At 41.0% G+C, this 26,420-nt stretch carries 25 protein-coding genes; 24 read left to right on the top strand and 1 reads right to left on the bottom strand.

All coding sequences use genetic code 11. The features are described 5' to 3' along the window. Positions 1–55 precede the first annotated feature (55 nt). From pmbA to artM, 7 genes are all read left to right on the top strand, one after another. Positions 56–1,411 carry a metalloprotease PmbA gene (pmbA, locus tag ACPEEM_RS07075; RefSeq protein WP_424401512.1) on the top strand — a complete coding sequence of 452 codons (1,356 nt, stop codon included), beginning with the start codon at positions 56–58 and terminating at the stop codon, positions 1,409–1,411. 226 nt (positions 1,412–1,637) lie between these two features. Continuing rightward, positions 1,638–2,177 carry a hypoxanthine phosphoribosyltransferase gene (gene hpt / locus ACPEEM_RS07070; RefSeq protein WP_424401511.1) on the top strand — a complete coding sequence of 180 codons (540 nt, stop codon included), beginning with the start codon at positions 1,638–1,640 and terminating at the stop codon, positions 2,175–2,177. A gap of 25 nt (positions 2,178–2,202) precedes the next feature. Beyond that, complete coding sequence (lpcA, locus tag ACPEEM_RS07065; RefSeq protein WP_424401510.1) at positions 2,203–2,787, top strand: D-sedoheptulose 7-phosphate isomerase; 585 nt, start codon at positions 2,203–2,205, stop codon at positions 2,785–2,787. A 145-nt stretch (positions 2,788–2,932) separates the two neighbouring features. Next, positions 2,933–3,664, top strand: coding sequence for an arginine ABC transporter ATP-binding protein ArtP (gene artP / locus ACPEEM_RS07060; RefSeq protein ID WP_424401509.1), 732 nt, complete (start codon positions 2,933–2,935; stop codon positions 3,662–3,664). A gap of 14 nt (positions 3,665–3,678) precedes the next feature. Then, positions 3,679–4,398, top strand: a complete 720-nt coding sequence (locus ACPEEM_RS07055) for an arginine ABC transporter substrate-binding protein (RefSeq protein WP_424401508.1) — start codon at positions 3,679–3,681, stop codon at positions 4,396–4,398. Between the two features lie 6 nt (positions 4,399–4,404). Beyond that, positions 4,405–5,076: an arginine ABC transporter permease ArtQ gene (gene artQ / locus ACPEEM_RS07050; RefSeq protein ID WP_424401507.1), complete on the top strand. Its 672-nt coding sequence runs from the start codon at positions 4,405–4,407 to the stop codon at positions 5,074–5,076. Next, positions 5,076–5,759: an arginine ABC transporter permease ArtM gene (artM, locus tag ACPEEM_RS07045; RefSeq protein WP_424401506.1), complete on the top strand. Its 684-nt coding sequence runs from the start codon at positions 5,076–5,078 to the stop codon at positions 5,757–5,759. Before artQ ends, artM begins: the two co-directional genes overlap by 1 nt. A gap of 83 nt (positions 5,760–5,842) precedes the next feature. On the opposite strand, the gene ACPEEM_RS07040 is transcribed toward artM, so the two are convergent. Then, positions 5,843–6,076 carry a zinc ribbon domain-containing protein gene (locus ACPEEM_RS07040; RefSeq protein ID WP_424406445.1) on the bottom strand — a complete coding sequence of 78 codons (234 nt, stop codon included), beginning with the start codon at positions 6,074–6,076 and terminating at the stop codon, positions 5,843–5,845. 255 nt (positions 6,077–6,331) lie between these two features. Between ACPEEM_RS07040 and ACPEEM_RS07035 the strand changes: the two genes are divergently transcribed. The 17 genes from ACPEEM_RS07035 to lpxC all read left to right on the top strand — a co-directional run bounded on the left by ACPEEM_RS07035 (position 6,332) and on the right by lpxC (position 26,346). Further along, positions 6,332–7,873, top strand: a complete 1,542-nt coding sequence (locus ACPEEM_RS07035; RefSeq protein ID WP_424401504.1) for a carbon starvation CstA family protein — start codon at positions 6,332–6,334, stop codon at positions 7,871–7,873. 273 nt (positions 7,874–8,146) lie between these two features. Beyond that, positions 8,147–8,605: a division/cell wall cluster transcriptional repressor MraZ gene (gene mraZ, locus ACPEEM_RS07030; protein WP_424401503.1), complete on the top strand. Its 459-nt coding sequence runs from the start codon at positions 8,147–8,149 to the stop codon at positions 8,603–8,605. Positions 8,606–8,724: 119 nt separating this feature from the next. Continuing rightward, positions 8,725–9,696 (top strand): 16S rRNA (cytosine(1402)-N(4))-methyltransferase RsmH, encoded by a 972-nt coding sequence (gene rsmH / locus ACPEEM_RS07025; RefSeq protein WP_424401502.1) that lies wholly within the window; start codon positions 8,725–8,727, stop codon positions 9,694–9,696. Beyond that, complete coding sequence (gene ftsL, locus ACPEEM_RS07020) at positions 9,690–10,007, top strand: cell division protein FtsL (RefSeq protein WP_424401501.1); 318 nt, start codon at positions 9,690–9,692, stop codon at positions 10,005–10,007. Before rsmH ends, ftsL begins: the two co-directional genes overlap by 7 nt. Before the next feature lie 17 nt (positions 10,008–10,024). After that, a complete protein-coding gene (gene ftsI, locus ACPEEM_RS07015) occupies positions 10,025–11,830 on the top strand; it encodes a peptidoglycan glycosyltransferase FtsI (RefSeq protein WP_424401500.1) in 1,806 nt (601 codons plus the stop codon). A 7-nt stretch (positions 11,831–11,837) separates the two neighbouring features. Beyond that, positions 11,838–13,307 (top strand): UDP-N-acetylmuramoyl-L-alanyl-D-glutamate--2,6-diaminopimelate ligase, encoded by a 1,470-nt coding sequence (gene murE, locus ACPEEM_RS07010; protein ID WP_424406443.1) that lies wholly within the window; start codon positions 11,838–11,840, stop codon positions 13,305–13,307. A gap of 6 nt (positions 13,308–13,313) precedes the next feature. Beyond that, positions 13,314–14,699, top strand: a complete 1,386-nt coding sequence (gene murF / locus ACPEEM_RS07005; RefSeq protein ID WP_424406442.1) for a UDP-N-acetylmuramoyl-tripeptide--D-alanyl-D-alanine ligase — start codon at positions 13,314–13,316, stop codon at positions 14,697–14,699. After that, a complete protein-coding gene (gene mraY / locus ACPEEM_RS07000) occupies positions 14,693–15,775 on the top strand; it encodes a phospho-N-acetylmuramoyl-pentapeptide-transferase (protein ID WP_424401497.1) in 1,083 nt (360 codons plus the stop codon). The genes murF and mraY overlap by 7 nt, the downstream gene beginning before the upstream one ends. Positions 15,776–15,857: 82 nt before the next feature. Next, positions 15,858–17,156, top strand: a complete 1,299-nt coding sequence (gene murD / locus ACPEEM_RS06995) for a UDP-N-acetylmuramoyl-L-alanine--D-glutamate ligase (protein ID WP_424401496.1) — start codon at positions 15,858–15,860, stop codon at positions 17,154–17,156. A 21-nt stretch (positions 17,157–17,177) separates the two neighbouring features. Further along, positions 17,178–18,368, top strand: coding sequence for a putative lipid II flippase FtsW (gene ftsW / locus ACPEEM_RS06990; protein WP_424401495.1), 1,191 nt, complete (start codon positions 17,178–17,180; stop codon positions 18,366–18,368). A gap of 95 nt (positions 18,369–18,463) precedes the next feature. Continuing rightward, a complete protein-coding gene (gene murG / locus ACPEEM_RS06985) occupies positions 18,464–19,522 on the top strand; it encodes an undecaprenyldiphospho-muramoylpentapeptide beta-N-acetylglucosaminyltransferase (RefSeq protein WP_424401494.1) in 1,059 nt (352 codons plus the stop codon). A 16-nt stretch (positions 19,523–19,538) separates the two neighbouring features. Continuing rightward, positions 19,539–20,987 (top strand): UDP-N-acetylmuramate--L-alanine ligase, encoded by a 1,449-nt coding sequence (murC, locus tag ACPEEM_RS06980; protein ID WP_424406440.1) that lies wholly within the window; start codon positions 19,539–19,541, stop codon positions 20,985–20,987. A gap of 11 nt (positions 20,988–20,998) precedes the next feature. Continuing rightward, a complete protein-coding gene (locus tag ACPEEM_RS06975) occupies positions 20,999–21,928 on the top strand; it encodes a D-alanine--D-alanine ligase (protein WP_424401492.1) in 930 nt (309 codons plus the stop codon). Continuing rightward, a complete protein-coding gene (locus ACPEEM_RS06970) occupies positions 21,928–22,719 on the top strand; it encodes a cell division protein FtsQ/DivIB (protein ID WP_424404055.1) in 792 nt (263 codons plus the stop codon). Before ACPEEM_RS06975 ends, ACPEEM_RS06970 begins: the two co-directional genes overlap by 1 nt. 5 nt (positions 22,720–22,724) lie before the next feature. Next, positions 22,725–24,005, top strand: a complete 1,281-nt coding sequence (gene ftsA, locus ACPEEM_RS06965; protein WP_424406438.1) for a cell division protein FtsA — start codon at positions 22,725–22,727, stop codon at positions 24,003–24,005. Positions 24,006–24,089: 84 nt separating this feature from the next. Beyond that, positions 24,090–25,382 (top strand): cell division protein FtsZ, encoded by a 1,293-nt coding sequence (gene ftsZ / locus ACPEEM_RS06960; RefSeq protein WP_424401490.1) that lies wholly within the window; start codon positions 24,090–24,092, stop codon positions 25,380–25,382. 46 nt (positions 25,383–25,428) lie between these two features. Beyond that, the gene (gene lpxC / locus ACPEEM_RS06955; protein ID WP_424401489.1) at positions 25,429–26,346 is read left to right on the top strand and encodes a UDP-3-O-acyl-N-acetylglucosamine deacetylase; all 918 of its coding nucleotides are present in this window, start codon (positions 25,429–25,431) and stop codon (positions 26,344–26,346) included. The last annotated feature ends 74 nt before the right edge of the window (positions 26,347–26,420 follow it).

Genomic DNA, 26,420 nt, shown 5'->3' with positions numbered 1-26,420 from the left:
AATAAGATAAAATGCCCCAAAAATTGCTGAATGATGGGCAGAAAGGAAGGGATACATGAAAACTCAAGAAAAAAGTACCGCACTTTTAAAGCAACAAGAACAGATTTTACGAGATGCGGTAAATTATGCCATTGAAGTGGCAAAAAAAGCGGGGGCAACGGCAGAAGTAGCAGTCACAAAAGTGAATGGACTTTCTGTGTCAACCCGTTTACAAGACATTGAAAATGTTGAATTTAATAATGATGGTGCATTAGGGATTTCCGTTTATTTAGGGCAACAGAAAGGCAATGCATCCACATCGGATTTAAGTCATGAAGCCATTAAAAATGCGGTAGAGGCGGCGTTAGCCATTGCGAAATACACCTCGCCAGATGATTGTGCTGGCTTAGCCGAGGCGGAGTTAATGGCATTTGATGCTCCCGATTTAGGTTTGTACCATGGGTCAGAAGTGGATGTGGATCGTGCGGTAGAATTAGCTTTAGCGGCAGAACAAGCCGCCTTGCGTTATGACAAGCGTATTGTGAATAGTGAAGGGGCTGCTTTTAATTCGCACACGGGCGTGCGAGTTTATGGTAATAGCCACGGCATGTTACAAAGTTATTTATCCAGTCGCTATTCTTTATCTTGTTCGGTCATTGCAGGGCACAACGATCAATTAGAACGTGATTATGAGTACACCATTTCCCGCAATGTCAATGCGTTGGCAGATCCTCAGTGGGTGGGCGAGCATTGTGCGAAGAAAACCCTTTCTCGTTTACAGCCACAAAAAATTGCAACACAGCAAGTGCCTGTGGTGTTTTTAAATGATGTGGCAACAGGTTTAATTGGACATTTAACCGCGGCAATTAGCGGCGGCAGTTTATATCGTAAAGCCAGTTTTTTATTGGATCACTTAGGTAAACAGGTCTTACCAGACTGGTTTGAGATCGACGAACGACCACATTTAATCGGGCAATTAGCGTCCTCCCCTTTTGATAGTGAAGGGGTTCGTACGCAAGATCGTCAAATTATTTCACAAGGGATTTTGCAAACCTATTTACTCACCAGTTACAGTGCCAAAAAATTAGGCATGCAGAGTACAGGTCATGCAGGCGGCATTCATAACTGGCTGGTTAAACCGAGTATGAGCGGTGGGCTAGAAGCCTTGTTACATCAGATGGGAACAGGCTTGTTAGTGACAGATTTAATGGGGCATGGGGTGAATTTAGTCACGGGCGATTATTCTCGTGGTGCAGCAGGTTTTTGGGTTGAAAATGGTGAAATTCAATATCCTGTGGCTGAAATTACTATCGCAGGTGATCTAAAAGAGATGTTAGCACATATCGTGGCAGTGGCAGATGATGTGGAATATCGCTCTAATATTCAGACAGGATCGATTTTGCTGGAGGGATTAAAAGTCTCAGGAAATTAATTTTAAAAATGATAATCATTCCTATTGACAATAAAATTCTATTTGCTAAGATGTACCCATCTGTTAGGAAGCCAGTTGAAGAGACAATGTTTTTTCAGTTAGAGTTGATACTCCGAACAGGTAGAGTAGAAAGTAAATTCGTTAGGGTATTTATAGGGCTGAGGTTTAAACTTCAGCCTTTTTTTTGTAGAATACCCCTTTATAATCCTACCTAAAGGTAAATCGAATGAAAAAGCATCATGTTGATATTCTTATCTCCGAACAGGACGTCCGTTCTCGTATTCAAGCACTTGGTCGTGAAATCACGACATATTATCAGCAAAATAACATTGATAAATTAATTGTAGTGGGGCTTCTACGTGGCTCTTTTATGTTCATGGCGGATTTAGTACGTGAAATTAACCTGCCTGTAGAGATTGAATTTATGACAACCGCCAGCTATGGTAGCGGTATGACGACAAATCATGATGTGAAAATCAGCAAGGATTTAGAGGGTGATATTAAAAATGAGCATGTATTAATTGTAGAAGATATTATTGATACAGGTTACACCTTATTGAAAGTGCGTGAAATTTTGAATTTACGTGATCCAGCATCACTTAGAATTTGTACATTATTAGATAAGCCTTCTCGCCGTGAAGTGAATGTTTCCGTTGAATGGGTGGGCTTCACCATTCCTGATGAATTCGTGGTTGGGTATGGGATTGATTACGCACAACGTTATCGTAACTTAGGGTATATCGGTAATGTTGTACTAGACGAATGATAGGTTAACAACGAAAGAGGCCAGCATGTATCTTGATCAAATTAAAGCCGAATTAAATGAAGCGGCAGATGTGCTAAATAAATTTATTAGCGATGACAACAATATTAAGTTAATTCAGGAAGCGGCTTTATTGATTTCTGATAGCTTCAAACAAGGTGGAAAAGTCCTTTCTTGTGGAAATGGTGGTTCTCATTGTGATGCCATGCATTTTGCGGAAGAACTCACCGGGCGTTATCGTGAAAATCGCCCTGGTTATCCCGCCATTGCCATTTCTGATGTTAGTCATTTGAGCTGTGTGAGTAATGACTTCGGTTATGAATATGTCTTTTCACGTTATGTTGAAGCCGTGGGGCAAAAAGGTGATGTACTATTTGGTTTATCCACGTCGGGAAATTCTAAAAATGTGCTAAATGCCATTGAAGCGGCAAAAGCAAAAGGCATGAAAGTGATTGCCTTAACAGGGAAAGATGGCGGTAAAATGGCAGGTCTTGCGGATGTGGAAATCCGTGTACCACATTTTCGCTATGCAGATCGCATTCAAGAAATCCACATTAAAGTCATTCATATTTTAATGATGTTAGTTGAATTTGAAATGGCGAAAGCGGAATAAACATTATCTTGTCCTGAGAAATCCTCAACCTTTAGGTTGGGGATTTTTTTTATGATTTGATTTTTTAAACGAAATTATATTTGCATAATTATGCATTGAATATTAATATTATTGCAATTTTGCAAATATTAGAGATTTTTTAAGAATGGCAATTCGTGTTAAAAATTTAAACTTTTTTTATGGTTCTATACAAACCTTATTTAACATTAACTTAGACGCAGAAGAAGGGGAAACCGTTGTCCTACTAGGCCCAAGTGGAGCAGGGAAAAGTACTTTAATCCGAACCTTAAATCTACTGGAAGTCCCCGTATCGGGTGAGCTGGAAATTGCGAATAATCGGTTTGATTTATCTTCCGATAAAGCAAATGCTAAAAAAATCCGTCAATTGAGACAAGATGTGGGCATGGTATTCCAACAATACAATTTATGGCCACATTTGACGGTGATTGAAAATTTAATTGAAGCACCGAAAAAGGTGTTAGGGCTTGATGATGATAGTGCAAAAGCACGAGCACTTGAGCTTTTGACACGTTTACGCCTAGAAAAATTTGCTGATCGTTTTCCATTACATTTATCTGGTGGTCAACAGCAACGTGTGGCGATTGCCCGTGCACTCATGATGAAGCCACAGGTTTTATTATTTGATGAACCCACTGCTGCCTTAGATCCTGAAATTACGGCACAAGTGGTGGATATTATTAAAGAGTTACAACAAACAGGCATTACCCAAGTCATTGTCACCCACGAAGTGGCGGTAGCACGTAAAGTGGCGACCAAAGTCGTGTATATGGAACAAGGGCATATTGTGGAAATGGGGGATGCAAGCTGTTTCGAATATCCACAAACAGAACAATTTAAACAATATTTATCACATTAAAATAAGGACATAACATGAAAAAATTACTTTTAGCCGCACTGCTTGCGGGGACCGCTTTTACTGCATACGCAAAAGACATTACTTTCGCCATGGAGCCAAGTTATCCTCCCTTTGAATTAACCAATGAAAAAGGTGAGCTAGTAGGCTTTGATGTTGATATTGCCAATGCGATTTGTCAGCACATTCAAGCGACTTGTCATTTTAAAAGCCAATCTTTCGATAGTTTGATTAGTGGTTTGAAATTTAAGCATTTTGATGCGGCTATTTCTGCTATTGATATTACAGAAACACGTGCAAAACAAGTGAGCTTTAGTGAGCCATACTATGACAGTTCTGCGAGTTTTATTGCGGTCAAAGGGAAAGCGGATTTAACCACAGCGAAGAAAGTGGGGATACAAAATGGCACCACCTTCCAACAATATGTCGTTGCAGAAGCTAAGCAATATCAACCTGTGCCATATTCAAGCTTACAAAATGCGATTTTAGATTTAAAAAACGGTCGTATTGATATTATTTTCGGCGACACCGCAGTGTTAGTGGATATGCTTAATAAAGAGCCAGAATTAGCCTTTGTGGGTGATAAAGTGAATAACAAAAAATATTTTGGTAATGGTTTAGGTATTGCAGTGAACAAAGCCAATAAAGCACTTTTATCAGACTTAAACAAAGGGTTAGCTGCGATCAAAGAAAGTGGCGAATATCAAAAAATCTACGATAAATGGATGACAAAATAATCGATTATGTTTTTTGATTATCTTTCTTTAATGTATTCCGCAACCCTAATGACCTTAGGGTTGGCGGTTTGTTCGTTAATTGTGGGGTTGATTTTATCCATGTTCTTTGTGGTGTTAGAAACCAGCAAATGGTCATGGATTCGCAAACCCACCTCAGTAACGATTGCGTTATTACGGGGCTTACCTGAAATTCTCGTGGTATTACTCATTTATTTTGGATCCACCGAAGTGGTGGAAATGATCACGGGAGAATTTATCCAATTTAGTGCATTTAGCTGTGGTGTTTTCGCCTTGTCGATTATTTTTGCCGCTTATGCTTCACAATCCTTACGTGGTGCGATTCAAGCCATTCCCTTAGGGCAATGGGAATCAGGTGCTGCGTTGGGCTTAAGTCGAGGCTATACTTTCGTGCATATTGTGATGCCACAAGTTTGGCGTCATGCGTTACCAGGCTTAAGTAATCAATGGCTCGTGTTACTCAAAGATACGGCATTGGTGTCCTTAATTGGTGTTGATGATTTAATGCGTCAAGCGGAATTAGTGAACACGGTGACTCATCAGCCATTTACTTGGTATGGCATTGCCGCATTACTTTATTTGGCCATTACGTTAATTAGCCAGTTTATCATTCGTAAATTGGACTATCGTTTTACACGTTTTGAGAGAGGGGTGAAGTAATGGTGCAAGAATATTTCATGATCATTGCACAAGGTATTCCAACGAGCCTGATTTTGACTGCGGTGTCGTTACTTGTCGCATTGCTTTTAGCCTTAATGTTCACCTTTGCCTTATCCATGGGGAATAAGTTGGTGAACTGTGCTGTTCGCACTTATGTGACCTTATTTACAGGCACGCCGTTACTGGTGCAATTTTTCTTAATTTATGCAGGGCCGGGGCAATTCGAGTGGATTGTACAAAGTGCTGCTTGGTCAATTTTATCGAACGCTTGGTTTTGTGCCATGTTAACCTTGGCATTAAATAGTGCAGCGTATTCCACCTTGCTGTTTCATGGGGCAGTGAAAGCCATTGGCAAAGGGCAATGGGAAAGTTGTGCGGCATTAGGTTTTACCCGTTTACAAACCTTAAAAATCTTAATACCTTATGCGTTAAAACGTGCCTTGCCGTCTTATAGCAATGAAATTATTTTGGTGTTTAAAGGCACATCTCTTGCTTCAACTATCACCATCATGGATATTATGGGCTATGCAAGACAGCTTTATGGCACAGAATATGATGCTTTAACCATTTATGGTATTGCGGGCGTGATTTATTTGCTGATTACAGGAATTGCCACCCTCTTGTTAAGAAAATTAGAAAATAACGTGTTAGCCTTTGAACGTTTAGAAGTGGAAAAAGCCTAAGCACGAAATGTGATAAATAGGGAAAAGCGAATCTTTTACGGCAGATTCGCTTTTTCAAAATATGTCCAAAATAGACCGCACTTTTAACCATTCACGATCACACTTGCGATCCCAATTACCAATATAAAAACCACCAACCACACCAAGTGCAATTTGGTACTTTGTTTATTGATTTCTTGGTTATGTCGCCAACGTTCTTCCAACTTTTGCCGATACCTGTCTAAATCCGCTTCTTTGAATGAAAAGCCACAATGGGGGCAAGATATTGCACTATCGCTGATTTTTTGTCGACATTCAGGGCAACGATGTAAAGCCATTTTTCTCTTCCATATTTTGGTGATGTGTATTTGAGTGATAAAAGTGCGGTGATATTTTGCCGATTTTATCCTAGTCAGTGAGTAAAAATATAGTGCTAAAGCGTGATACTTATCACAAAGTTGTCACTATTTTGTGATGTTATGAGATCTGTATGTTTACTTAATTATTACAACTGAAATACAATACCAAGCGGCTTTTTTATTTGTGGGAAAAGTGATTAAAACTCATAATTTTTTTATTTAAGGTACTTCATTATGTTATGGTTCTTTTTTTGTATAGCGATTTTGCTACTAGGCTATTTTGTGTATGGTAGAGTGGTTGAAAAGATCTTTGTGATCAATCCTAAGAAAACGACACCTGCTTATACCATGAACGATGGTGTTGACTACATGCCTATGTCAACGAAAAAAATCTGGTTGATTCAATTATTAAATATTGCGGGGACTGGTCCAATTTTCGGTCCTATTCTTGGTGCATTATATGGTCCTGTTGCCATGCTTTGGATTGTTATTGGCTGTATTTTTGCAGGGGCGGTGCATGATTATTTTTGTGGCATGTTAAGCGTGCGTAACGGTGGTGCCTCCATGCCAGCTTTAGCAGGGCGTTATTTAGGCACAAAAGTGAAATCATTTATTAACTTACTTGCCGTCGTGTTATTGCTGTTAGTGGGCGTGGTATTTGTGGCAAGCCCAGCGAAATTATTAAGCACAATTACTGTTGATAACCTCGGTGTTGTTGAAACGGCAGGAAGTGCCGCAACCGTATTTGGTTATGATGCCTCAACAGTATTGGTGATCTGGACAACCATTATCTTTGTTTACTACATTATCGCTACTCTCTTGCCTATTGATAAAATTATCGGCCGTATTTATCCATTATTTGGTGCATTATTGCTTTTCATGACCTTTGGGATGATTTATGGCTTAGTCAGCAGCCATTTAAACTCGGCTGAGCCCATTGAATTTTTCCGTACTGTTGGTGGATTAGAGATTGATAAATTCTTTGAAAATTTCCAACCTAAAGGGGATGTCCCAATTTGGCCATTATTGTTCCTAACGATTTCTTGCGGGGCATTGTCTGGCTTCCATGCGACACAAACACCATTAATGGCACGTTGTGCACAAAATGAAAAAGAAGGTCGCTTTATTTTCTACGGTGCGATGATTGCTGAAGGGGTAATTGCCTTAGTATGGTGTGCTGTGGGGTTAAGTTTCTATGAAGATCCAACGGCACTACAAGTTGCTATTGATGCAGGTTCACCATCAAAAGTGGTTTATGATTCATCTATCCATTTCCTTGGGGCAATTGGGGGCGTGTTTGCCATTCTTGGTGTGGTTGTGTTACCGATCACATCGGGTGATACTGCCTTCCGTGCAGCACGTTTAATCATTGCGGAATTCTTCAAATTGGAGCAAAAAACACTGATTAAGCGTTTAGTGATCGCCATTCCATTATTCGCATTGGGCTTTATTGTATCGAAAATCGACTTCAGCTTATTATGGCGTTACTTCAGCTGGGCAAACCAAACCACAGCGATGGTGATGTTATGGACAGCCGCTGCCTATTTATATCGCTATCATAAATTCCATTGGGTATGTACAATCCCAGCCATGTTTATCAGCACGGTATGTTTTACTTACCTAGCTTACAACAAAATCGGTTTTCATTTAGATTATCAACTTTCTGTTTATCTCGGTTTAGGTTTAACCGCATTTTGTACCTTGTTATTCTTCACCATGCTTAAACCATTAGGTGAAAGCGATCCTGATGCATTGGTGGATGATGTCGCCAAATAAAAACTGAAAAAACACCCAGTTATCAAAGCTCCCGACAATAAATCGGGAGCTTTTTTATTGGTGAGGTGTCGATTTTTATTTCACTTCATTTGATATATTTTTTCCTGATGGAAATATACAAAACTTTACGCTGATATAGCCTGAAATTGCTTGCAACTTAACCAAACTAATACTAAACTTAGAAAAAAGTGGTGATATGTGGGGTTTTGTGGTAAAAATTGTTAAAACTTCCTAAATTGAGTCATCATTTAAGCTTAAATAAGGAATCGCCCAATGTTTCGTGGAGCATCAGCCATCAATCTAGATTCAAAAGGTCGTGTAGCGATTCCAACACGTTACCGTGCTGAGATCTTGGAAAGCAGTCAAGGGCAAATGGTTTGTACGGTGGATATTCGACAAGCCTGTTTATTACTTTATCCTTTAAAAGAATGGGAAGTCATCGAACAAAAACTTTTAGCATTATCAAATTTTGATCAAAAACAGCGTAGTGTACAACGTGTGATGATGGGGTATGCCACAGAATGTGAATTAGATAGTGCAGGTCGTATTTTAATTAGTGCACCTTTACGACAACACGCCAAGTTAGAAAAAGGTTTGATGTTGGTCGGTCAACTAAATAAATTTGAAATTTGGAGCGAGGCAGAATGGCATGCCCAAATTGAAAAAGATATGGCGTTAGCAGCAACGGATGAATTTGCTCAATCTGATGAATTAAAAATGCTGTCATTATAAAGAAATTGATTTCTGACTAAAGAACAGCAGCACTAGCAAAAGATAAGCGGTGCTTGGCACCGCCTTATCTCATTCTTATAAATTTATTTCCTTTTTACTTTGTACCATTGGTAATGATTATGAATAAGCAAAATACTTTTTCTTCGCCTGAACATATCACCGTTTTGTTGCACGAAGCGGTTGAGGGACTTGCCCTCAAAGAAAAAGGTATTTATATCGACGGTACATTTGGACGAGGTGGACATTCTCGTTTAATCCTTTCTCAGTTAGCCGACAATGGGCGTTTAATTGCCATTGATCGTGATCCTCGAGCAATTGCAGAAGCAAAGACCATCCAAGATCCTCGTTTTCATATTGAGCATAATAGTTTTTCTGCTATCCCCGCCATTTGTGAAAAATTAGATTTAGTGGGCAAAATTGATGGCATTTTATTAGATTTAGGGGTTTCTTCCCCCCAGCTTGATGAAGCTGAACGAGGTTTCAGCTTTATGAAAGACGGACCATTAGATATGCGAATGGACACCACCCAAGGGCTTTCAGCTAGCCAATGGTTACAACAGGTGTCTGAACAAGATTTGGCGTGGGTGTTAAAAACTTTTGGTGAAGAGCGTTTTGCAAAACGTATTGCCAGTGCCATTGTCAATTACAACAAACATGCCTTGCAAAATGGAACGGAACCCTTAACTCGCACCTTAGCATTAGCAGAGTTAATTGCTCAATCCGTTCCTTTTAAAGATAAACACAAACATCCTGCTACACGGAGTTTTCAAGCCATCCGTATCTTTATTAATGCGGAATTAGATGAGTTAGAAAGTGTTTTACAATCGGCAGTGAGTGTCCTCGCACCTGAAGGGCGTTTATCGATTATTAGTTTCCATTCGTTAGAAGATCGCATGGTAAAACATTTCATGCGTAAGCAAAGCCAAGGTGAGCGTTTACCAAAAGGTTTACCTTTACGTGAAGATCAGATCAAAAAAACACAAACCTTAAAAGTGATCGGCAAAGCGATTATGCCAAGTGAGGAAGAACAGGCACATAATCCACGTTCTCGCAGTGCGGTGTTACGAGTTGCGGAGAAAATCCCATGCTAGAAAACAATGATCGCTATCCACTCCATCATATTATTTTAGAAGATTTATTTAATGCCAATAAGATCGTCATGGCGTTACTTTTTTTCATTGTTGTGACGGCATTAGGCACGGTTTGGGTAACCCATCAAACACGAATTTTAGTGGCAGAAAAAGGTCAATTACTCATTGCCCATCAAGCCCTTGAAAATGAATATTTGAATTTGAAATTAGAAGAAGCAACGCAAAGTGATAACACGCGTATTGAAGCAATCGCTCGTCAATTAGGGATGAAAGCGGTGCAACCTGAGCAAGAAGTGTTAATTGTCGAGTAACATTTTGAGGTGGCAAAATGGTTAAATTTAATACGGCAAAAAAAGTCAAAAAAGTGAAAAAAACGAAGACGGAAGCGATTAAACCCAATAAACCGAAAGTGGTTTATCAGCATAGCTTTCTTAAATTTCGTTATTGGATTGCACTATTTTCTATTTTTTTGGGGTTAAGTGCGTTAATTGCGAAAGCGGCTTATGTGCAAATTGTTAATTCCGACTCCTTAATGGAAGAAGCGGATAAACGTTCCTTGCGTAAACAAGAAATTCAATCAGTACGTGGTGCAATTCTTGATCGCCATGGGCAACTTTTGTCGGTGAGTGTGCCGATGTATTCGATTGTGGCTGATCCGAAATTTATTTTTGAGGAAAATTCCTTAAAAGAAAAAGAACGTTGGAAAGCGTTGTCTGAAGTATTGGATATTTCCCATCATGAGATGTTAAAGCGGATTGAAAAAAATCCTCGTGCACGTTTTGTTTATTTATCTCGCCAAGTTTCCCCTACCGTTGCTGATTATGTGAGACAACTAAAAATCAAAGGGGTGGCGTTAAAAACAGAACCTCGTCGTTTTTATCCTCGAGTAGAAGAAACCGCCCATTTAATTGGCTATACCAATATTGATGGAGAAGGTATTGAGGGAATCGAAAAAAGTTTTAATGCGTTGTTGATTGGCAAGTCAGGCTCTCGCACTTATCGTAAAGATAAATACGGTAATGTTGTGGAAAATATCACGGACATTAAAAAATATGATGCACAAGATGTCACCTTGAGTATTGATGAAAAATTACAATCCATGGTGTATCGTGAAATCAAAAAAGCTGTGGCTGAAAATAAAGCAGAATCAGGCACTGCCGTGTTGGTTGATGTGCGTACGGGCGAAGTACTTGCCATGGCAAATGCCCCTTCTTATAACCCGAATAATCGAGTAGGGGCGAAAGCAGAGTTAATGCGTAACCGTGCCATTACGGATACCTTTGAGCCGGGTTCGACGGTGAAACCTTTTGTAGTTTTGACCGCACTTCAACGGGGAGCCGTGAAACGTAATGAAGTGATTAATACAGGACCTTTAGTCTTAAATGGACATGAAATTCGTGATGTTGCCCCACGTGATCAATTAACTTTAGATGGCATTTTAGAAAACTCCAGTAACCGAGGGGTAAGCCGTCTAGCATTACGTATGCCACCTTCTGCACTGATGGACACTTACATGAGTGCTGGGTTAGGAAAACCGACGGATTTGGGCTTAATTGGTGAGCAATCAGGCTTATTGAATGCGAAACGTAAACGTTGGTCAGATATTGAACGTGCGAACGTGGCTTATGGCTACGGGATTAATGCGACCCCACTCCAAATTGCTCGTGCTTATGTGACGCTAGGCAGTTTTGGTATTTATCGACCGTTATCCATTACAAAAGTCGATCCACCTGTGATTGGTCAACGGGTTTTTTCTGAAAAAATCACACGAGAAGTGGTGAATATGATGGAAAAAGTGGCAATCAAAAACAAACGTGCCATGGTTGAAGGTTATCGTGTGGGAATTAAAACAGGGACTGCGAAAAAATTAGAAAATGGTCGCTATGTGGATAAATACATTGCGTATACCGCAGGGGTTGCCCCCGTGTCAGATCCGCGTTATGCCTTGATTGTATTAATTAATGATCCGAAAGCAGGGCAATATTATGGTGGTGCGATTTCAGCCCCCGTCTTTTCCAGCATTATGGGCTATGCCTTGCGGGCAAATAACGTTCCACCTGATGCGATGCCACAAGATAAGACGGCTAAACGGGTTGTTCGCTTAAGTCGAGATAATGAAACAAAACTAAATTAAGAAAACTATGCAGAAATTGACCGCACTTTTGGGGCAAGAACTTGCCCTAAAACCTATTGAATTAAGGGAGATGATCTTAGACAGCCGAGCTGTACAGCCAGGCTGTCTTTTTGTTGCATTAAAAGGGCATCAGGTTGATGGTCGTCAGTATATTGATCAAGCCCTTGAGAAGGGGGCGGCGGCAGTACTATCCGAAGCCGATAATCCCGCACAACATTTACAGATCGAGTGGCGTCAAGATGTGCCGATTATTCATTTTTATCAGCTTGCACAACGTTTATCAGAAATCGCCGATCATTTTTATTATTACCCTTCCGATAAATTGACGTTAGTCGGGGTAACTGGCACTAATGGAAAAACCACCATTTCACAATTATTGGCACAATGGACTCAGCGTTTAGGGCATACCAGTGCCGTGATGGGCACCATTGGTAATGGCTTATTAGGGCAAGTGAAAGAAGCCAGTAATACCACAGGATCGGCACTCGAAATTCAATCTTCACTAGCAAAATTTGTGGAACAAGGGGCTGATTTTGCTGCGATTGAAGTGTCTTCTCACGGCTTGGTACAACATCGTGTTGAGGCACTGAAATTTGATGCCGCTATTTTTACGAATTTAAGCCGTGATCATTTAGATTATCACCTCACGATGGACAATTATGCGGCGGCTAAAAAACGGTTGTTCACCGCATTATCCCCAAAACAGCAAATTATTAATGCAGATGATCCTGTGGGGGCGATGTGGTTACAGGAATTAGATCACGCCGTTGCAGTGAGCTGTGATCCAAACTTTCAACCGACACAATCAAAATGGTTAAAAGCAACCCACGTGCAGTTTAGTCATCAAGGTGCCAGCATTCAATTTGCTTCCAGCTGGGGAGAGGGGCAATTACAAAGCCACTTAATCGGTGAATTTAATGTGAGCAACTTATTGTTGGTGTTGGCGACATTATTATCATTAGGCTACTCCTTGACTGAACTTTTACAGACGGTTTCAAGTCTTACAGGGGTGTGTGGCAGAATGGAAATGTTGACACAAGCGGGAAAACCGACGGCGATTGTCGATTATGCTCATACACCAGATGCCCTTGAAAAAGCTTTACAAGCGGCACGTTTGCATTGCCATGGCAACCTGTATTGTGTGTTTGGTTGTGGCGGTGATCGTGATACGGGTAAACGTCCTTTAATGGCACATATTGCCGAACGGTTGGCTGATTATGTTATTGTCACTGATGATAATCCTCGCACAGAATCTCCCACCAAAATTATACGAGATATCTTAACGGGCTTTCGTGCCCCTGAAGCCGTGACTGTCTTGCATGATCGAGAGAAAGCCATTGCCTTTGCGATGGCTGAGGCGAAACCTGAAGATGTGATTTTAATCGCAGGTAAAGGTCATGAAGACTATCAAATTATTGGAAAAGAAAAACACCATTTTTCTGATCAAGATGTGGTCAGAAACACGTTTAACATGTGAGTCGTTATGCTTAAACTCAATACACAACAAATTGCACAAATTCTTCATGCCGACCTCGTAGGCGATCCTAGGGTGGAGATTGAAGACATCAGCACCGATACCCGAAAAACGGTCAAAAACAGTTTGTTTTTTGCCTTAAAAGGGGAAAAATTTGATGCTCACCACTATTTAGAACAGGCACAACAACAAGGGGCGGTGGCGTTAGTGGTGGAAAAGATCAATCCCCAAATTTCACTGCCACAATTGGTGGTGAAAGATACGCGTCTTGCTTTGGGGGAATTGGCTAAATGGGTCAGACAACAGGTCAATCCCTTAACGGTTGCAATGACAGGTTCCTCAGGCAAAACTACGGTGAAAGAAATGACTGCCAGCATTTTACAAAAAAGTGCGGGCGATTCTGAAAATGTGTTGTTTACGGAAGGCAATTTTAATAATGATATTGGTGTGCCATTAACCTTATTACGTTTAACGCCCAAGCATCAATTTGCAGTGATTGAATTAGGGGCAAATCACCAAGGTGAAATTGCTTATACCACCGCTTTGGCTCAACCCAATGTGGCACTGGTGAATAATGTGGCAGCAGCTCACTTAGAAGGGTTTGGTAGCCTTGAAGGCGTGGCTCAAGCGAAGGGCGAGATTTATCGTGGTTTGCCGTCAACAGGGGTCGCTATTATTAATAAAGCCCATGATTATTCAGAAAAATGGGCTGCAGACCTTGCTCAACGCAAGGTGCAATATTTTGCTTATCAAGATAAACAGGCAGATTTTTATGCCGACAATGTGCAATTTAATGAATCAGGCTCAACCTTTGCGTTACATACACCACAAGGCAGTATTCAAATTCAGTTACCTTATTTAGGCGAACACAATGTAAACAATGCTTTAGCGGCAACGGCATTAGCCATGAATGTGGGGGCGACCCTTGAGCAAGTGAAACAAGGTTTAGAAACGCGCAGTCAAGTGAAAGGTCGTTTATTCCCGATTCATGTCAATGAACATTTATTACTGCTTGATGATACTTACAACGCCAATGTGGATTCCCTACAATCAGCCATTCGAGTCTTGCAGCAATATTGTGCATTCCGCATTTTAATTGTTGGAGATATGGCAGAATTAGGCGAAAATAGTCAACTTTGCCATCAGCAAGTGGCGGATTACGCACGGGCAGCCAACTTGGATTTAGTGCTCTCTTTTGGGGCAGAAAGTACGGTCATTTCTGAGGCAAGTTTAGGGCAACATTTTACAGATAAAGCCGCATTATGTGCTTATGTAAAACCCATAATTGAACAACGATTAAAACAACATCAACATATCGTGGTATTAGCGAAAGGATCACGTCGTATGAAGATGGAAGATGTGATTGATTCTTTGAAGGAAACCTTTGTATGTTAGTTTGGCTCGGTGAGTTTTTACAACAATATTATAGTGGATTTAATGTCGTTTCTTATATTACGGTGCGTGCTATTTTAGCCTTATTGACCGCACTTTTGGTGTCTTTATGGATTGGGCCAAAGATCATTCGCCGTTTACAAGTCTTAAAGTTTGGTCAAGAAGTGCGTAATGACGGACCAGAAAGCCATTTTAGCAAACGTGGTACGCCAACAATGGGCGGTATCATGATTTTATTTGCCATTACGGTAAGCACCTTATTATGGGCTAATTTAGCCAATCCTTATGTTTGGTTTAGCTTATTTGTTCTGATTGGTTACGGTGCAGTGGGCTTTATTGATGATTATCGAAAAATCACCCGTAAGAATACCGATGGTTTGGTGGCACGTTGGAAATATTTTTGGCTGTCGTTGATTGCATTGATTGCCGTATTGGGAATGTATGCCATTGGTAAAGATACGGACGCCACTCGCCTTGTGGTGCCATTCTTTAAAGAGGTGATGCCACAATTAGGCTTATTTTATATTGTGCTAGCCTATTTTGTGATTGTTGGCACCAGTAATGCCGTGAACTTAACGGACGGTTTAGACGGGCTTGCCATTATGCCGACCGTGTTGGTTGCGGGGGCATTTGCCTTAGTGGCATGGGCAACAGGTAATGTGAATTTTGCCGACTATCTCCATATTCCTTATATTAAATTCAGTGCGGAGCTTGTGGTGTTCTGTACCGCTATTGTGGGTGCAGGCTTAGGCTTCTTATGGTTTAACACCTATCCTGCACAAGTGTTTATGGGCGATGTTGGCTCATTGGCATTAGGTGGGGCATTAGGGGTGGTGGCAGTGTTAGTTCGCCAAGAGTTTTTATTAGTCATTATGGGCGGGGTGTTTGTGGTTGAAACCCTTTCTGTGATTTTACAAGTAGGATCTTATAAATTACGCAAACAACGTATTTTCCGTATGGCACCGATTCATCATCATTTTGAATTAAAAGGCTGGCCTGAGCCTCGTGTGATTGTCCGTTTCTGGATCATTTCATTGATGTTAGTGTTAATTGGCTTAGTCACCTTGAAATTACGTTAAACATTGAGGTGGGCGATGCCCACCATGACGCATTTTATTGATGAGCAAGCAAGCTCATTTCACCACATTAAAAGAGAAAAAGATGCAATACCAAAACAAAAACATCACGATTATAGGGTTAGGTAAAACAGGATTGTCCTGTGTGGATTTTTTGTTAGCCAAACAAGCGAAAGTTAAGGTGATCGATACACGTGCAAATCCAGCAGGTGCAGAGAATTTACCTGACCATATTCCGTTACATACGGGGAGCTTAAATCAACAATGGTTACTCGACAGCGACTTAATTGTGATTAGTCCAGGTCTTGCATTAAAAACACCTGAAATTCAGACCGCACTGAAAGCAGGAGTGGAGGTTGTGGGTGATATTGAACTGTTTTGTCGTGAAGCAAAAAAGCCGATTATTGCTATTACGGGATCGAATGGTAAAAGTACCGTCACCTCGTTAGTGACAGAAATGGCAAAGCAGGCAGGTATCAAGGTTGGCATGGGGGGCAATATTGGCATTCCCGCCTTATCTCTTTTAGCAGGCGATTATGATTTGTATGTGTTGGAGCTTTCAAGCTTTCAATTAGAAACTACCTATAGTTTGCAAGCCATAGCAGCCACCGTGTTGAATGTGACAGAAGATCACATGAATCGTTATGTGGATTTAGAAGATTATCGTCAAGCTAAATTAAAGATTTATCAGCATGCTCAAACGGCGGTTTTCAATGCAGAAGATCCTTTAACGTTCACAGAAGGGCTGAAAAGTGCGGTTAGTTTTGGTGAAGAAAATGCAGACTATTGGGTAAAACGCGAAAAGGGTCTGCGATATTTAATGGCAAAAGAGACCATGATTTTGCCTTGCGATGAGATGAAATTAGTCGGGCGCCACAATGAAATGAATGCCTTAGCAGCAATTGCTCTTGCTCAAGGGGCAGACATTCCAATGAACGGGATACGTCAAGCCTTGCGTGAGTTCGCAGGTTTAGACCACCGTTTTCAATTAGCACATGTTGCCAATGGCGTTCGTTGGGTGAATGACTCGAAAGCCACGAATGTAGGAAGCACCGTGGCGGCATTAACAGGGTTACAGGTTGCGGGAAATTTATATCTTTTACTGGGTGGCGATGGCAAAGGTGCCGATTTTTCCGAATTAGCCAGTTTAATTCAGCAACCGCACATTTATTGTTATTGCTTTGGGCAAGATGGGGCAAAATTAGCCGCACTTAGCACACAAAGCCAATTATTTGACACTATGGAACAAGCAATCAATGCATTACGCCCACATTTAACGGCGGGGGATATGGTGTTACTGTCACCTGCCTGTGCCAGTTTGGATCAATTTTCCTGCTTTGAACAACGAGGTGAGGAATTTACTCGCTTAGCAAAATTCAGTTAGACAAAGGCGAGAGAAGAAACCATGGCATTTTGGGATAAAGTTAAAGGGGAATATGAAAGCTGGGCACGTATTACACCAAGTAATTTGTTATATGATCGTGCCTTGCTTTGGTTATTTGTGGTTTTGTTACTCATTGGTTTATTGGCGGTGTCCTCCGCCTCTATTCCCGTAGGGACACGTTTATTTAACGATCCTTTTTATTTTGCAAAACGTGATGCTGTTTATTTGAGCTTATCTTTGGGGCTTTGTTACATCACGGTACAAATTCCCACGCAACGATGGGAAGAATGGCATGCTCGCTTGTTTTTTCTTGCGATCTTGTTATTACTTTTAGTCTTAATTCCTGGCATTGGGCGTGAAGTGAATGGGGCAAGACGTTGGATTCCTATGGTGTTATTTAATTTCCAGCCAGCCGAGTTTGCAAAATTGGCATTAACTTGCTTTCTCGCCAGTTATTTTACCCGTAAATATGATGAAGTTCGTGAACGTAAACTCAGTGCATTTAAGCCTTTTCTCGTGATGGGCAGTATGGGGCTTCTGTTACTTGGACAACCCGATTTAGGCAGTACCGTTGTGCTGTTCGTTATTACGTTTTGCTTGTTATATATTGTGGGGGCACATTTTTTCCAATTCCTAGCCTTAATTGGGATTGGTTTGTTGCTTTTTATTGCCTTGGTAGTGTCTTCTGCTTACCGATTAAAACGCTTCACCGGGTTTCTTGATCCCTTTAAAGATCCTTATGGTACGGGGTTTCAGTTATCTAACTCCTTAATGGCATTTGGACGAGGGGAGTTTAATGGTGAAGGTTTAGGTAATTCCATTCAAAAATTAGAATATTTACCTGAAGCTCACACCGACTTCGTGATGGCGGTCGTGGGCGAAGAGTTTGGTTTTCTCGGGATTTTCTTCATTATTATTTTGTTGGCGTTGCTGGTGTTACGAGCCATGAAAATTGGACGGGTTTCGTTACTATTAGAGCAACGTTTTAAAGGTTTTTTTGCCTTTGGGATTGGCTTTTGGATTTTTTTCCAAGGGTTCGTTAATTTAGGCATGGCATTAGGGATGTTGCCGACCAAAGGGCTGACCTTCCCCTTGATTAGCTATGGGGGATCAAGCTTAATTATTATGTCAATTTCCATTGGCTTATTATTGCGTATTGATCATGAAAACCGCCTCATGCAAATTGGGCAGGCACGTTTGCGAGATGATTAAAAAACTTTTTTGAAATCGACCGCACTTTTGAGTGTATTTAACGTAGGATTTATCGGTCATTTTATGTTGCGAGAAGAAGAATAAAGGAAAACAACATGACAACACAAAAGAAAAAATTATTAGTGATGGCAGGAGGCACGGGCGGTCATGTCTTCCCTGCGATTGCAGTGGCTCAACATTTGCAAAAGCAAGGTTGGGAAATTTGTTGGTTAGGCACAAAAGATCGTATGGAAGCCCAATTAGTGCCCAAGCATGGTATTCCTATCCAATTTATTCAAATTTCGGGTTTGCGTGGCAAAGGACTAACTGCCTTATTAAAAGCCCCTTTTGCCATTTTTAGAGCCATTTTGCAGGCTCGTAAAATCATTAAAACATATCAACCTAATGCGGTGTTAGGCATGGGCGGTTATGTTTCAGGACCGGGAGGCATTGCGGCAAAACTTTGCGGTGTGCCCGTGATTTTACATGAACAAAATGCCGTGGCTGGTTTGACAAACAGCTGGCTTGCTAAAATCGCAAAGCGAGTGTTACAAGCCTTTCCGAATGCGTTTCCTCAGGCAGAGGTTGTGGGAAATCCTGTACGTGAAGCCTTATTTTTAACGCCCCCTCCAGAACAACGCTTTGCCGAGCGAGTTGGAAAATTGCGTGTCTTAGTGGTGGGGGGCAGTCAAGGTGCTAACGTATTAAATATGACCTTACCTGAGGTGGTCGCCAAATTGGCGGATAAGCTTGAGGTGAGACATCAAGTTGGGCAAGGGGCTTTAGAAAAAATTCGTGCCTTATATCCTCAACATGTTTCGGTAAATGTGACGGAATTTATTGATGATATGGCACAAGCCTACGCATGGGCGGATATTGTGATTTGTCGTTCGGGTGCCTTGACGGTGTCTGAATTAGCCGCCGTGGGAACCCCCGCCATTTTTGTGCCTTTTCAACATAAAGATCAGCAACAGTATTTAAATGCAAAATATTTAGCCGATGTTGGTGCGGCAAAAATTATTCAACAAAAAGACCTCAATCCAGATGCATTGATTCAATTATTAAATCAATTTGATCGCCGTATCTTGCTAGAGATGGCGTTGAAAGCAAAAGCAAAGGCTACGCCATTTTCTGCACAGCGTGTTGCAGATGTGATCATTGAAGAGGCAAAGTAAAGTAGGAAAGAAAAGCATGATGAATTCAAATTGTGGAAAAGAATTTAAACAACGTATCAGAGATATGATTCCTGAAATGCGTCGTGTCAGCCAAATCCATTTTGTGGGGATCGGCGGAGCAGGAATGGGCGGTATTGCCGAAGTACTTTTAAACGAAGGTTATGTGGTTACTGGCTCCGATATTATGGAAAGTGCGGTAACAAATCGTTTAGTTTCATTAGGGGCGAAAATTGCCTTCACACATTCTGCGGAAAATGTACAAGGGGCAAGTGTGGTAGTGGTGTCGAGTGCGATCAAGGCAGATAATATTGAAGTGGTGACAGCCAAAGAAAGACGGATTCCCGTGATTCAACGTGCACAAATGCTTGCTGAAATTATGCGTTTTCGTCATGGCATTGCCATTGCAGGCACTCATGGTAAAACCACCACAACAGCCATGATTGCGATGATTTATGCACAGGCTGGTTTGGATCCGACTTTTGTGAATGGTGGTTTAGTGAAATCCGCTGGTACCAATGCCCATTTAGGTTGTAGCCGTTATCTGATTGCGGAAGCGGATGAAAGTGATGCCTCATTTTTACATTTACAACCGATGGTTTCGGTCGTCACCAATGTGGAGCCTGATCACATGGAAACTTATCACGGCTCTTTTGAGGAAATGAAACAAACTTATGTAAATTTCTTACATAATTTGCCTTTTTATGGGCTCGCCGTGCTTTGTGCAGATGATCCCGTCTTAGAAGAACTTATGCCGAAAGTGGGTCGCCATGTGATCACTTACGGTTTCAGTGAAAAGGCGGATTATCGCATTGAAGATTATCAACAAACGGGCTTTCAAGGTCATTATACCGTCATCACACCAGCAGGTGAGCGTATTGATGTGCTGTTAAATGTACCAGGTCGCCATAATGCATTAAATGCGACTGCAGCATTGGTTGTGGCAAAAGAAGAAGGCATTGGCAATGAGGCAATTTTAGCCGCACTGGCAGATTTTCAAGGGGCAGGACGTCGTTTCGATCAATTAGGTTATTTTATCCGTCCTGCTGGGAAAGTAATGTTAGTGGACGATTATGGACATCACCCTACTGAAGTTGGGGTGACTATTCAAGCTGCCCGTCAAGGTTGGGAAAATAAACGTGTGGTCATGGTATTCCAACCCCATCGTTATTCACGCACTCGCGATTTATTTGATGATTTTGTGCAAGTGCTTTCCCAAGTTGATGCCTTAATTATGTTAGATGTGTATGCAGCAGGCGAAACCCCTGTGGCTGGGGCGGATAGTCGTTCACTTTGTCGCTCAATCCGAAATTTAGGTAAAGTAGATCCTATTTTTGTTTCGGATCATAATCAATTAGGGGATATTCTCGATCAAATTTTACAAGATGGTGACTTGATTTTAGCACAAGGTGCAGGCAATGTGAGTAAAATCGCACGTCAATTAGCAGAAAAATGGACGCAAGAATAGCGGATAACAACATGAAAAAAACATTAAAACAAGAAAAAATAGCCGTGTTATTAGGTGGAACATCTGCAGAGCGTGAGGTTTCCTTAAATTCGGGACAAGCCGTTTTAACGGCATTATTAAACCAAGGCTATGATGCCCATCCCATTGATCCCAAAACTTTCCCTGTTGCTGAGTTAAAAGCACAGGGGTTTGATCGGGTTTTTAATATTTTACATGGTCGTGGTGGTGAAGATGGCACAATACAAGGATTACTCGAACAAATAGGAATTCCTTACACGGGCTGCGGTGTGATGGCGTCTGCTTTAACCATGGATAAAATGCGGACAAAAATGTTATGGAAAGCCTTTGGATTACCTGTTGCAGACATGGAAATTGTGACCAAAGAAACGGTAGCAGAACTAAATCCAGCAGATGTTGTCGAAAAATTAGGTTTACCCCTTATGGTAAAACCCTCTTTGGAAGGCTCAAGTGTTGGTTTAACTAAAGTCAATGCGGTTGAAGCATTAAAAAGTGCGGTGGATTTTGCATTACAATATGATGACACGGTATTAATTGAAGAATGGCTAGCCGGTGATGAATTAACGGTGCCAGTGTTGGATAATGAAGTCTTGCCTGCGGTACGCATTGTACCAGAAGGGGAGTTTTATGATTATGAAGCAAAATATCTTTCAGATAACACCCAATATTTTTGTCCAGCAGGTTTGAGTGAAGAACGTGAAGCTGCATTGAAACAGCTAGTAAAACGGGCGTATGATGTGGTAGGGTGCCGTGGTTGGAGTCGAATTGATGTGATGACAGATAGCCAAGGTGAATTTCGTTTAGTGGAAGTCAATACCAATCCAGGCATGACAAGTCATAGTTTATTTCCGAAGTCCGCCGCCGTGGTGGGGTATTCTTTTGAGCAGTTAGTTGTCCGCATTTTGGAGTTAAGTGCGAAATGATGCAACGTATAAAACGCAGAACAACGCAGCAAACGATTCGTTATCATGATGAGGCAAAAAGTAGCCTAAATCCTATAAAAATCGTGATTTTTTTGTTGTGTTTGGGCGTGTTTTTTTATGTCTATTCAAATTGGCAACGTTTATTAGAAGCTCTAGATGACCGACCAATTAATGCGTTTATTTTAACTAATCAACCGCAGTTTACCACCTATGATGATGTGCGAGATTCTGTACTCAAAATGGGGGGCTTAAAAGGGTTTTTTGGACAAGATATTGACGTGGTGCGTGAGCAAATTGAGACCATGCCTTGGATCAAAGGGGCAATCGTCAGAAAAATTTGGCCTGATAAGCTAAGCATTGCGGTTGTTGAGCATCAGCCAGTCGCCATTTGGAATGAAGGTGAATTTTTATCTCGAGAAGGGGCGATTTTTCAGCTACCTATGGATAAATTACAAGATAAAAATTTGCCACATTTATCTGGACCAGATTATCAGAGTGAACAAGTTCTCGAAGCTTGGCATCAAGTGAATGCGAATTTGCAACAAAAAGGGTTAAAATTAAAAGCGGTCGCCATTGATGATCGTGGTGCATGGCAAATCGTATTGGAAAATAATCTGGTATTAAAATTAGGCAGAGGTGAATGGAAAACAAAGTTAGATCGTTTTGTCACCATTTATCCACAAATTGAAGTACCAGAAAATAAAAAGTTGTCTTATGTAGATTTAAGATATCGTGTTGGTGCGGCTGTTGGCTTTGTCGATATTGATGCGGATGAATATTTTGTGAAGTGATAAAAATGGCAAAAATTGTGGAATCAAAAATTATTGTTGGCTTAGAAGTAGGCACCTCTAAAGTGGTGGCTTTAGTCGGCGAACTTTTACCTGATGGTGTCGTCAATATTCTTGGGGTAGGAAGCTGTCCAGCAAAAGGTATCGACAAAGGAAATATTACGGATTTAAATGCGGTGGTTACCTCGGTTCAACGTGCCGTTGAATTAGCGGAATCCGTGGCAGATTGTCAAATTTTAAGTGTCACTTTGGCAATCACGGGGGAGCATATTCAAAGCTGGAATGATAGTGGTGCGGCACCGATTGTGGGCGATGAAGTTACGCAAGAAGATATTGATGCCGCATTACATACGGCAAGTTCAATCAAAATGCCAGAAGGGTTGGCATTATTACATCGTCTCCCTCAAGAATATGCGGTAGATCAGCAACGCAATATTAAAAATCCTCTGGGCTTTCAAGGTGGGCGTTTAACCTCAAATGTGCACTTAATTGCTTGCCATCAGGATTGGTTAAATAATCTACGCCAAGCCGTAGAACGTTGCAAATTAAAAATTGATAAAGTGATTTTCTCAGGCATTGCTGCCAGTCATTCTGTTTTAACGGAAGATGAAAAAGATCTTGGCGTTTGTTTAATTGATTTTGGTGCAGGCACGATGGAAATCATGGTGTACACGAACGGGGCATTACGTTTTAGTAAAGTGATTCCTTATGCGGGGAATCGAGTGACTGATGACATTGCTTATGACCGCACGACATCTCGCGTGGAAGCGGAAAATATTAAGGTCAAATACGGCAGTGCAGTCAGCCCACCTCGCCAGAATCCCGAAGCAGAATTTGATGTGATGAGTATTGATGGTAGCGTGATTGGACGCTGTACGAAGGAGCGTTTATCCATGGTGACTGCTGCACGTTATGAAGAATTGCTTGGCTTGGTCAAACAAGAATTAATTCAACTTAAACATGAATTACAAAGTAAGCAAATGAAATTTGAGCTCATTGCCGGTATTGTGATTACTGGAGGTGGGGCACAAATTAAAGATCTGAAAGAATGTGCGACAGAAGTTTTTGGTTTACATGTGCGTATTGGTAATCCATTAAATATTACAGGTGTGACACATCATGTGGAGAATAAACCACAATATTCTACGGTATTGGGTTTATTACAATATGAATATAGCAGTAATGATGAAAGTCCAATTAATGATACTTATAGCAATGATAATAGCATTTTAGGGACTTTATGGTCTGGAATGAAAAAAATTGCGAAGAAAGTAGGATCAGAATTTTGAGAATTTAGATTTTTCATCTACAATAAGAAATATTTAAGTTTTAATAATGTGCTAGCAGAGAATTAGCATCGACGGAGAATGAATATGTTTGAACCAGTAGATTACGATCTTGGTGAAATGGACGGAGCTCTCATCAAAGTTGTGGGTGTAGGTGGCGGTGGCGGTAACGCTGTAAACCACATGGTTGCCAGTATGATTAAAAATGAGATTGGCGGCACATTACTCGATGAAAGCATGATGAATTCCGATGAGCATGGAAAAATTATTTTCTATGCAGTGAATACTGACGCCCAAGCATTACGCAAAAGCCAAGTTCAACAAACCGTACAAATCGGTGGTTCAACAACAAAAGGCTTAGGTGCGGGTGCAAATCCGAATGTGGGTCGTAAAGCTGCAGAAGATGATCAAGATGCCATTCGAGCTATGCTTGAAGGTGCGGATATGGTGTTCATTGCTGCGGGTATGGGCGGCGGTACAGGAACGGGGGCAGCCCCTATTGTGGCTCAGATTGCCAAAGAATTAGGCATCCTTACTGTTGCGGTGGTGACAAAACCATTCTCATTTGAAGGTAAAAAGCGTATGGCTTTTGCTGAAATGGGGATTAAAGAACTTTCTAAACACGTTGATTCTCTGATTATTATTCCAAACGAACAATTAGCAAAAGCATTGCCGAAAAATGCCACTTTGCTTCAAGCATTCTCTGCTGCTAATGATGTCTTACGTAATTCTGTAACAGGTATTTCAGATATGATTACCTCACCAGGATTAATCAACGTGGACTTTGCTGATGTGCGAACCGTGATGTCAGAAATGGGACAAGCCATGATCGGGTTTGGTTCTTGTAAAGGTTCTGCAGGCGAAGGGCGTGCTGAGGAAGCCACTCGTATTGCTGTGAAAAGCGACTTATTAGAACGTGTTGACTTATCAGGTGCTAAAGGGGTGTTAGTGAATATCACCGCGGGAATGGATCTTGGTTTAGACGAATTTAATGTGGTGGGTCAAACCGTCCATGAATTTGCTTCTGAAGAAGCCACAGTAGTTATTGGCACAACCTTAATTCCTGAAATGACAGATGAAATCCGTGTTACGATTGTGGCAACAGGTATCGGTGATATTGAAACGCCAGATGTTCAGATTGTACAACGTCCTCAGCCGATTCATCATACACCCGGTGAGGCAAGACCGTTACAACCCGCAAATTTAAGTGGGCATACTGTGCCTAACAGCGGTTATGGTTCACAGCCAACAACAAATCGACCAACAGATTTAAGTAAAACCAGTATTTTGGATACGCCAATTACGGCACGTCCAACCAATTTACAAAAAGATGAAAGTCTGTTTAGCGTACCAAATTTTTTACGCAATACAGATAAGTAATGAAGATTAACCTTGTTGTATCAGTGCAATAAGTTAAGAGATGAATATGATTAAACAAAGAACGTTAAAACAAAGTATTAAAGTAACAGGCGTAGGCTTGCATAGTGGGAATAAAGTGACCTTAACTTTACGTCCAGCAATGCCAAATACGGGTGTGATTTATTGCCGTACGGATTTAAATCCGCCAGTGACTTTTCCTGCCAATGCACATTCTGTACGTGATACGATGCTTTGTACCTGTTTAGTAAACGAAGCAGGCGTGCGTATTTCAACGGTTGAGCATTTGAATGCTGCTTTAGCAGGGTTAGGCATTGATAATGTGATTATTGAAGTGGATGCCCCTGAAGTTCCAATTATGGACGGGAGTGCAAGTCCTTTCATTTATCTTTTATTAGATGCTGGCATTGAAGAGCAAAATGCTGCGAAGAAATTTATTCGTGTAAAACAAAAAGTCCGTGTGGAAGACGGAGATAAATGGGCTGAATTTAAACCTTATCATGGTTTCCGTTTAGACTTTACCATTGATTTTGAGCACCCTGCGATTGGTAAAGATGTGCGTAACTATGTGATGGATTTTTCTTCACAAGCCTTTGTTCAGCAAATTAGCCGTGCGAGAACCTTTGGTTTTATGAAAGATATTGAATATCTTCAAGCACAAGGGTTGGCTTTAGGCGGTAGCTTAGACAATGCGATCGTATTAGATGATTACCGCATTTTAAATGAAGATGGCTTACGTTTTAAAGATGAGCTTGTTCGTCATAAAATGCTTGATGCGATTGGTGATTTATATATGGCAGGCTATAACATTATTGGTGATTTTAAAGCCTATAAATCAGGTCATGGTTTGAACAATAAATTATTGCGTGCGGTATTAGACAATCAAGATGCATGGGAATTTGTGACTTTTGATGATAAAAAAGAAGTTCCACAAGGGTATGCCGCACCTGCACAAGTGTTAATTTAATTTATTATTTATCGTGAAAAAGCTATATTTCTGAGGAAGTATAGCTTTTTTTATTTTTAGTCTGTGATGTGGCA

The sequence above is a fragment of the Pasteurella pantherarum genome, from assembly GCF_049670885.1.
Lineage (GTDB): Bacteria > Pseudomonadota > Gammaproteobacteria > Enterobacterales > Pasteurellaceae > Pasteurella.
This window is presented reverse-complemented; position numbering and strand designations above follow the sequence as displayed.

Coding starts and splice junctions, on each gene's coding strand:
- lpxC (WP_424401489.1), top strand. CDS start 25,429: ATGATTAAACAAAGAACGTTAAAACAAAGTATTAAAGTAACAGGCGTA.
- ftsI (WP_424401500.1), top strand. CDS start 10,025: ATGGTTAAATTTAATACGGCAAAAAAAGTCAAAAAAGTGAAAAAAACG.
- ACPEEM_RS06975 (WP_424401492.1), top strand. CDS start 20,999: ATGAAAAAAACATTAAAACAAGAAAAAATAGCCGTGTTATTAGGTGGA.
- ACPEEM_RS06970 (WP_424404055.1), top strand. CDS start 21,928: ATGCAACGTATAAAACGCAGAACAACGCAGCAAACGATTCGTTATCAT.
- ftsL (WP_424401501.1), top strand. CDS start 9,690: ATGCTAGAAAACAATGATCGCTATCCACTCCATCATATTATTTTAGAA.
- ACPEEM_RS07040 (WP_424406445.1), bottom strand. CDS start 6,076: ATGGCTTTACATCGTTGCCCTGAATGTCGACAAAAAATCAGCGATAGT.
- murE (WP_424406443.1), top strand. CDS start 11,838: ATGCAGAAATTGACCGCACTTTTGGGGCAAGAACTTGCCCTAAAACCT.
- murC (WP_424406440.1), top strand. CDS start 19,539: ATGATGAATTCAAATTGTGGAAAAGAATTTAAACAACGTATCAGAGAT.
- ftsZ (WP_424401490.1), top strand. CDS start 24,090: ATGTTTGAACCAGTAGATTACGATCTTGGTGAAATGGACGGAGCTCTC.
- murG (WP_424401494.1), top strand. CDS start 18,464: ATGACAACACAAAAGAAAAAATTATTAGTGATGGCAGGAGGCACGGGC.
- artP (WP_424401509.1), top strand. CDS start 2,933: ATGGCAATTCGTGTTAAAAATTTAAACTTTTTTTATGGTTCTATACAA.
- murD (WP_424401496.1), top strand. CDS start 15,858: ATGCAATACCAAAACAAAAACATCACGATTATAGGGTTAGGTAAAACA.
- ftsA (WP_424406438.1), top strand. CDS start 22,725: ATGGCAAAAATTGTGGAATCAAAAATTATTGTTGGCTTAGAAGTAGGC.
- lpcA (WP_424401510.1), top strand. CDS start 2,203: ATGTATCTTGATCAAATTAAAGCCGAATTAAATGAAGCGGCAGATGTG.
- rsmH (WP_424401502.1), top strand. CDS start 8,725: ATGAATAAGCAAAATACTTTTTCTTCGCCTGAACATATCACCGTTTTG.
- mraY (WP_424401497.1), top strand. CDS start 14,693: ATGTTAGTTTGGCTCGGTGAGTTTTTACAACAATATTATAGTGGATTT.
- artM (WP_424401506.1), top strand. CDS start 5,076: ATGGTGCAAGAATATTTCATGATCATTGCACAAGGTATTCCAACGAGC.
- mraZ (WP_424401503.1), top strand. CDS start 8,147: ATGTTTCGTGGAGCATCAGCCATCAATCTAGATTCAAAAGGTCGTGTA.
- ftsW (WP_424401495.1), top strand. CDS start 17,178: ATGGCATTTTGGGATAAAGTTAAAGGGGAATATGAAAGCTGGGCACGT.
- murF (WP_424406442.1), top strand. CDS start 13,314: ATGCTTAAACTCAATACACAACAAATTGCACAAATTCTTCATGCCGAC.
- ACPEEM_RS07055 (WP_424401508.1), top strand. CDS start 3,679: ATGAAAAAATTACTTTTAGCCGCACTGCTTGCGGGGACCGCTTTTACT.
- ACPEEM_RS07035 (WP_424401504.1), top strand. CDS start 6,332: ATGTTATGGTTCTTTTTTTGTATAGCGATTTTGCTACTAGGCTATTTT.
- artQ (WP_424401507.1), top strand. CDS start 4,405: ATGTTTTTTGATTATCTTTCTTTAATGTATTCCGCAACCCTAATGACC.
- hpt (WP_424401511.1), top strand. CDS start 1,638: ATGAAAAAGCATCATGTTGATATTCTTATCTCCGAACAGGACGTCCGT.
- pmbA (WP_424401512.1), top strand. CDS start 56: ATGAAAACTCAAGAAAAAAGTACCGCACTTTTAAAGCAACAAGAACAG.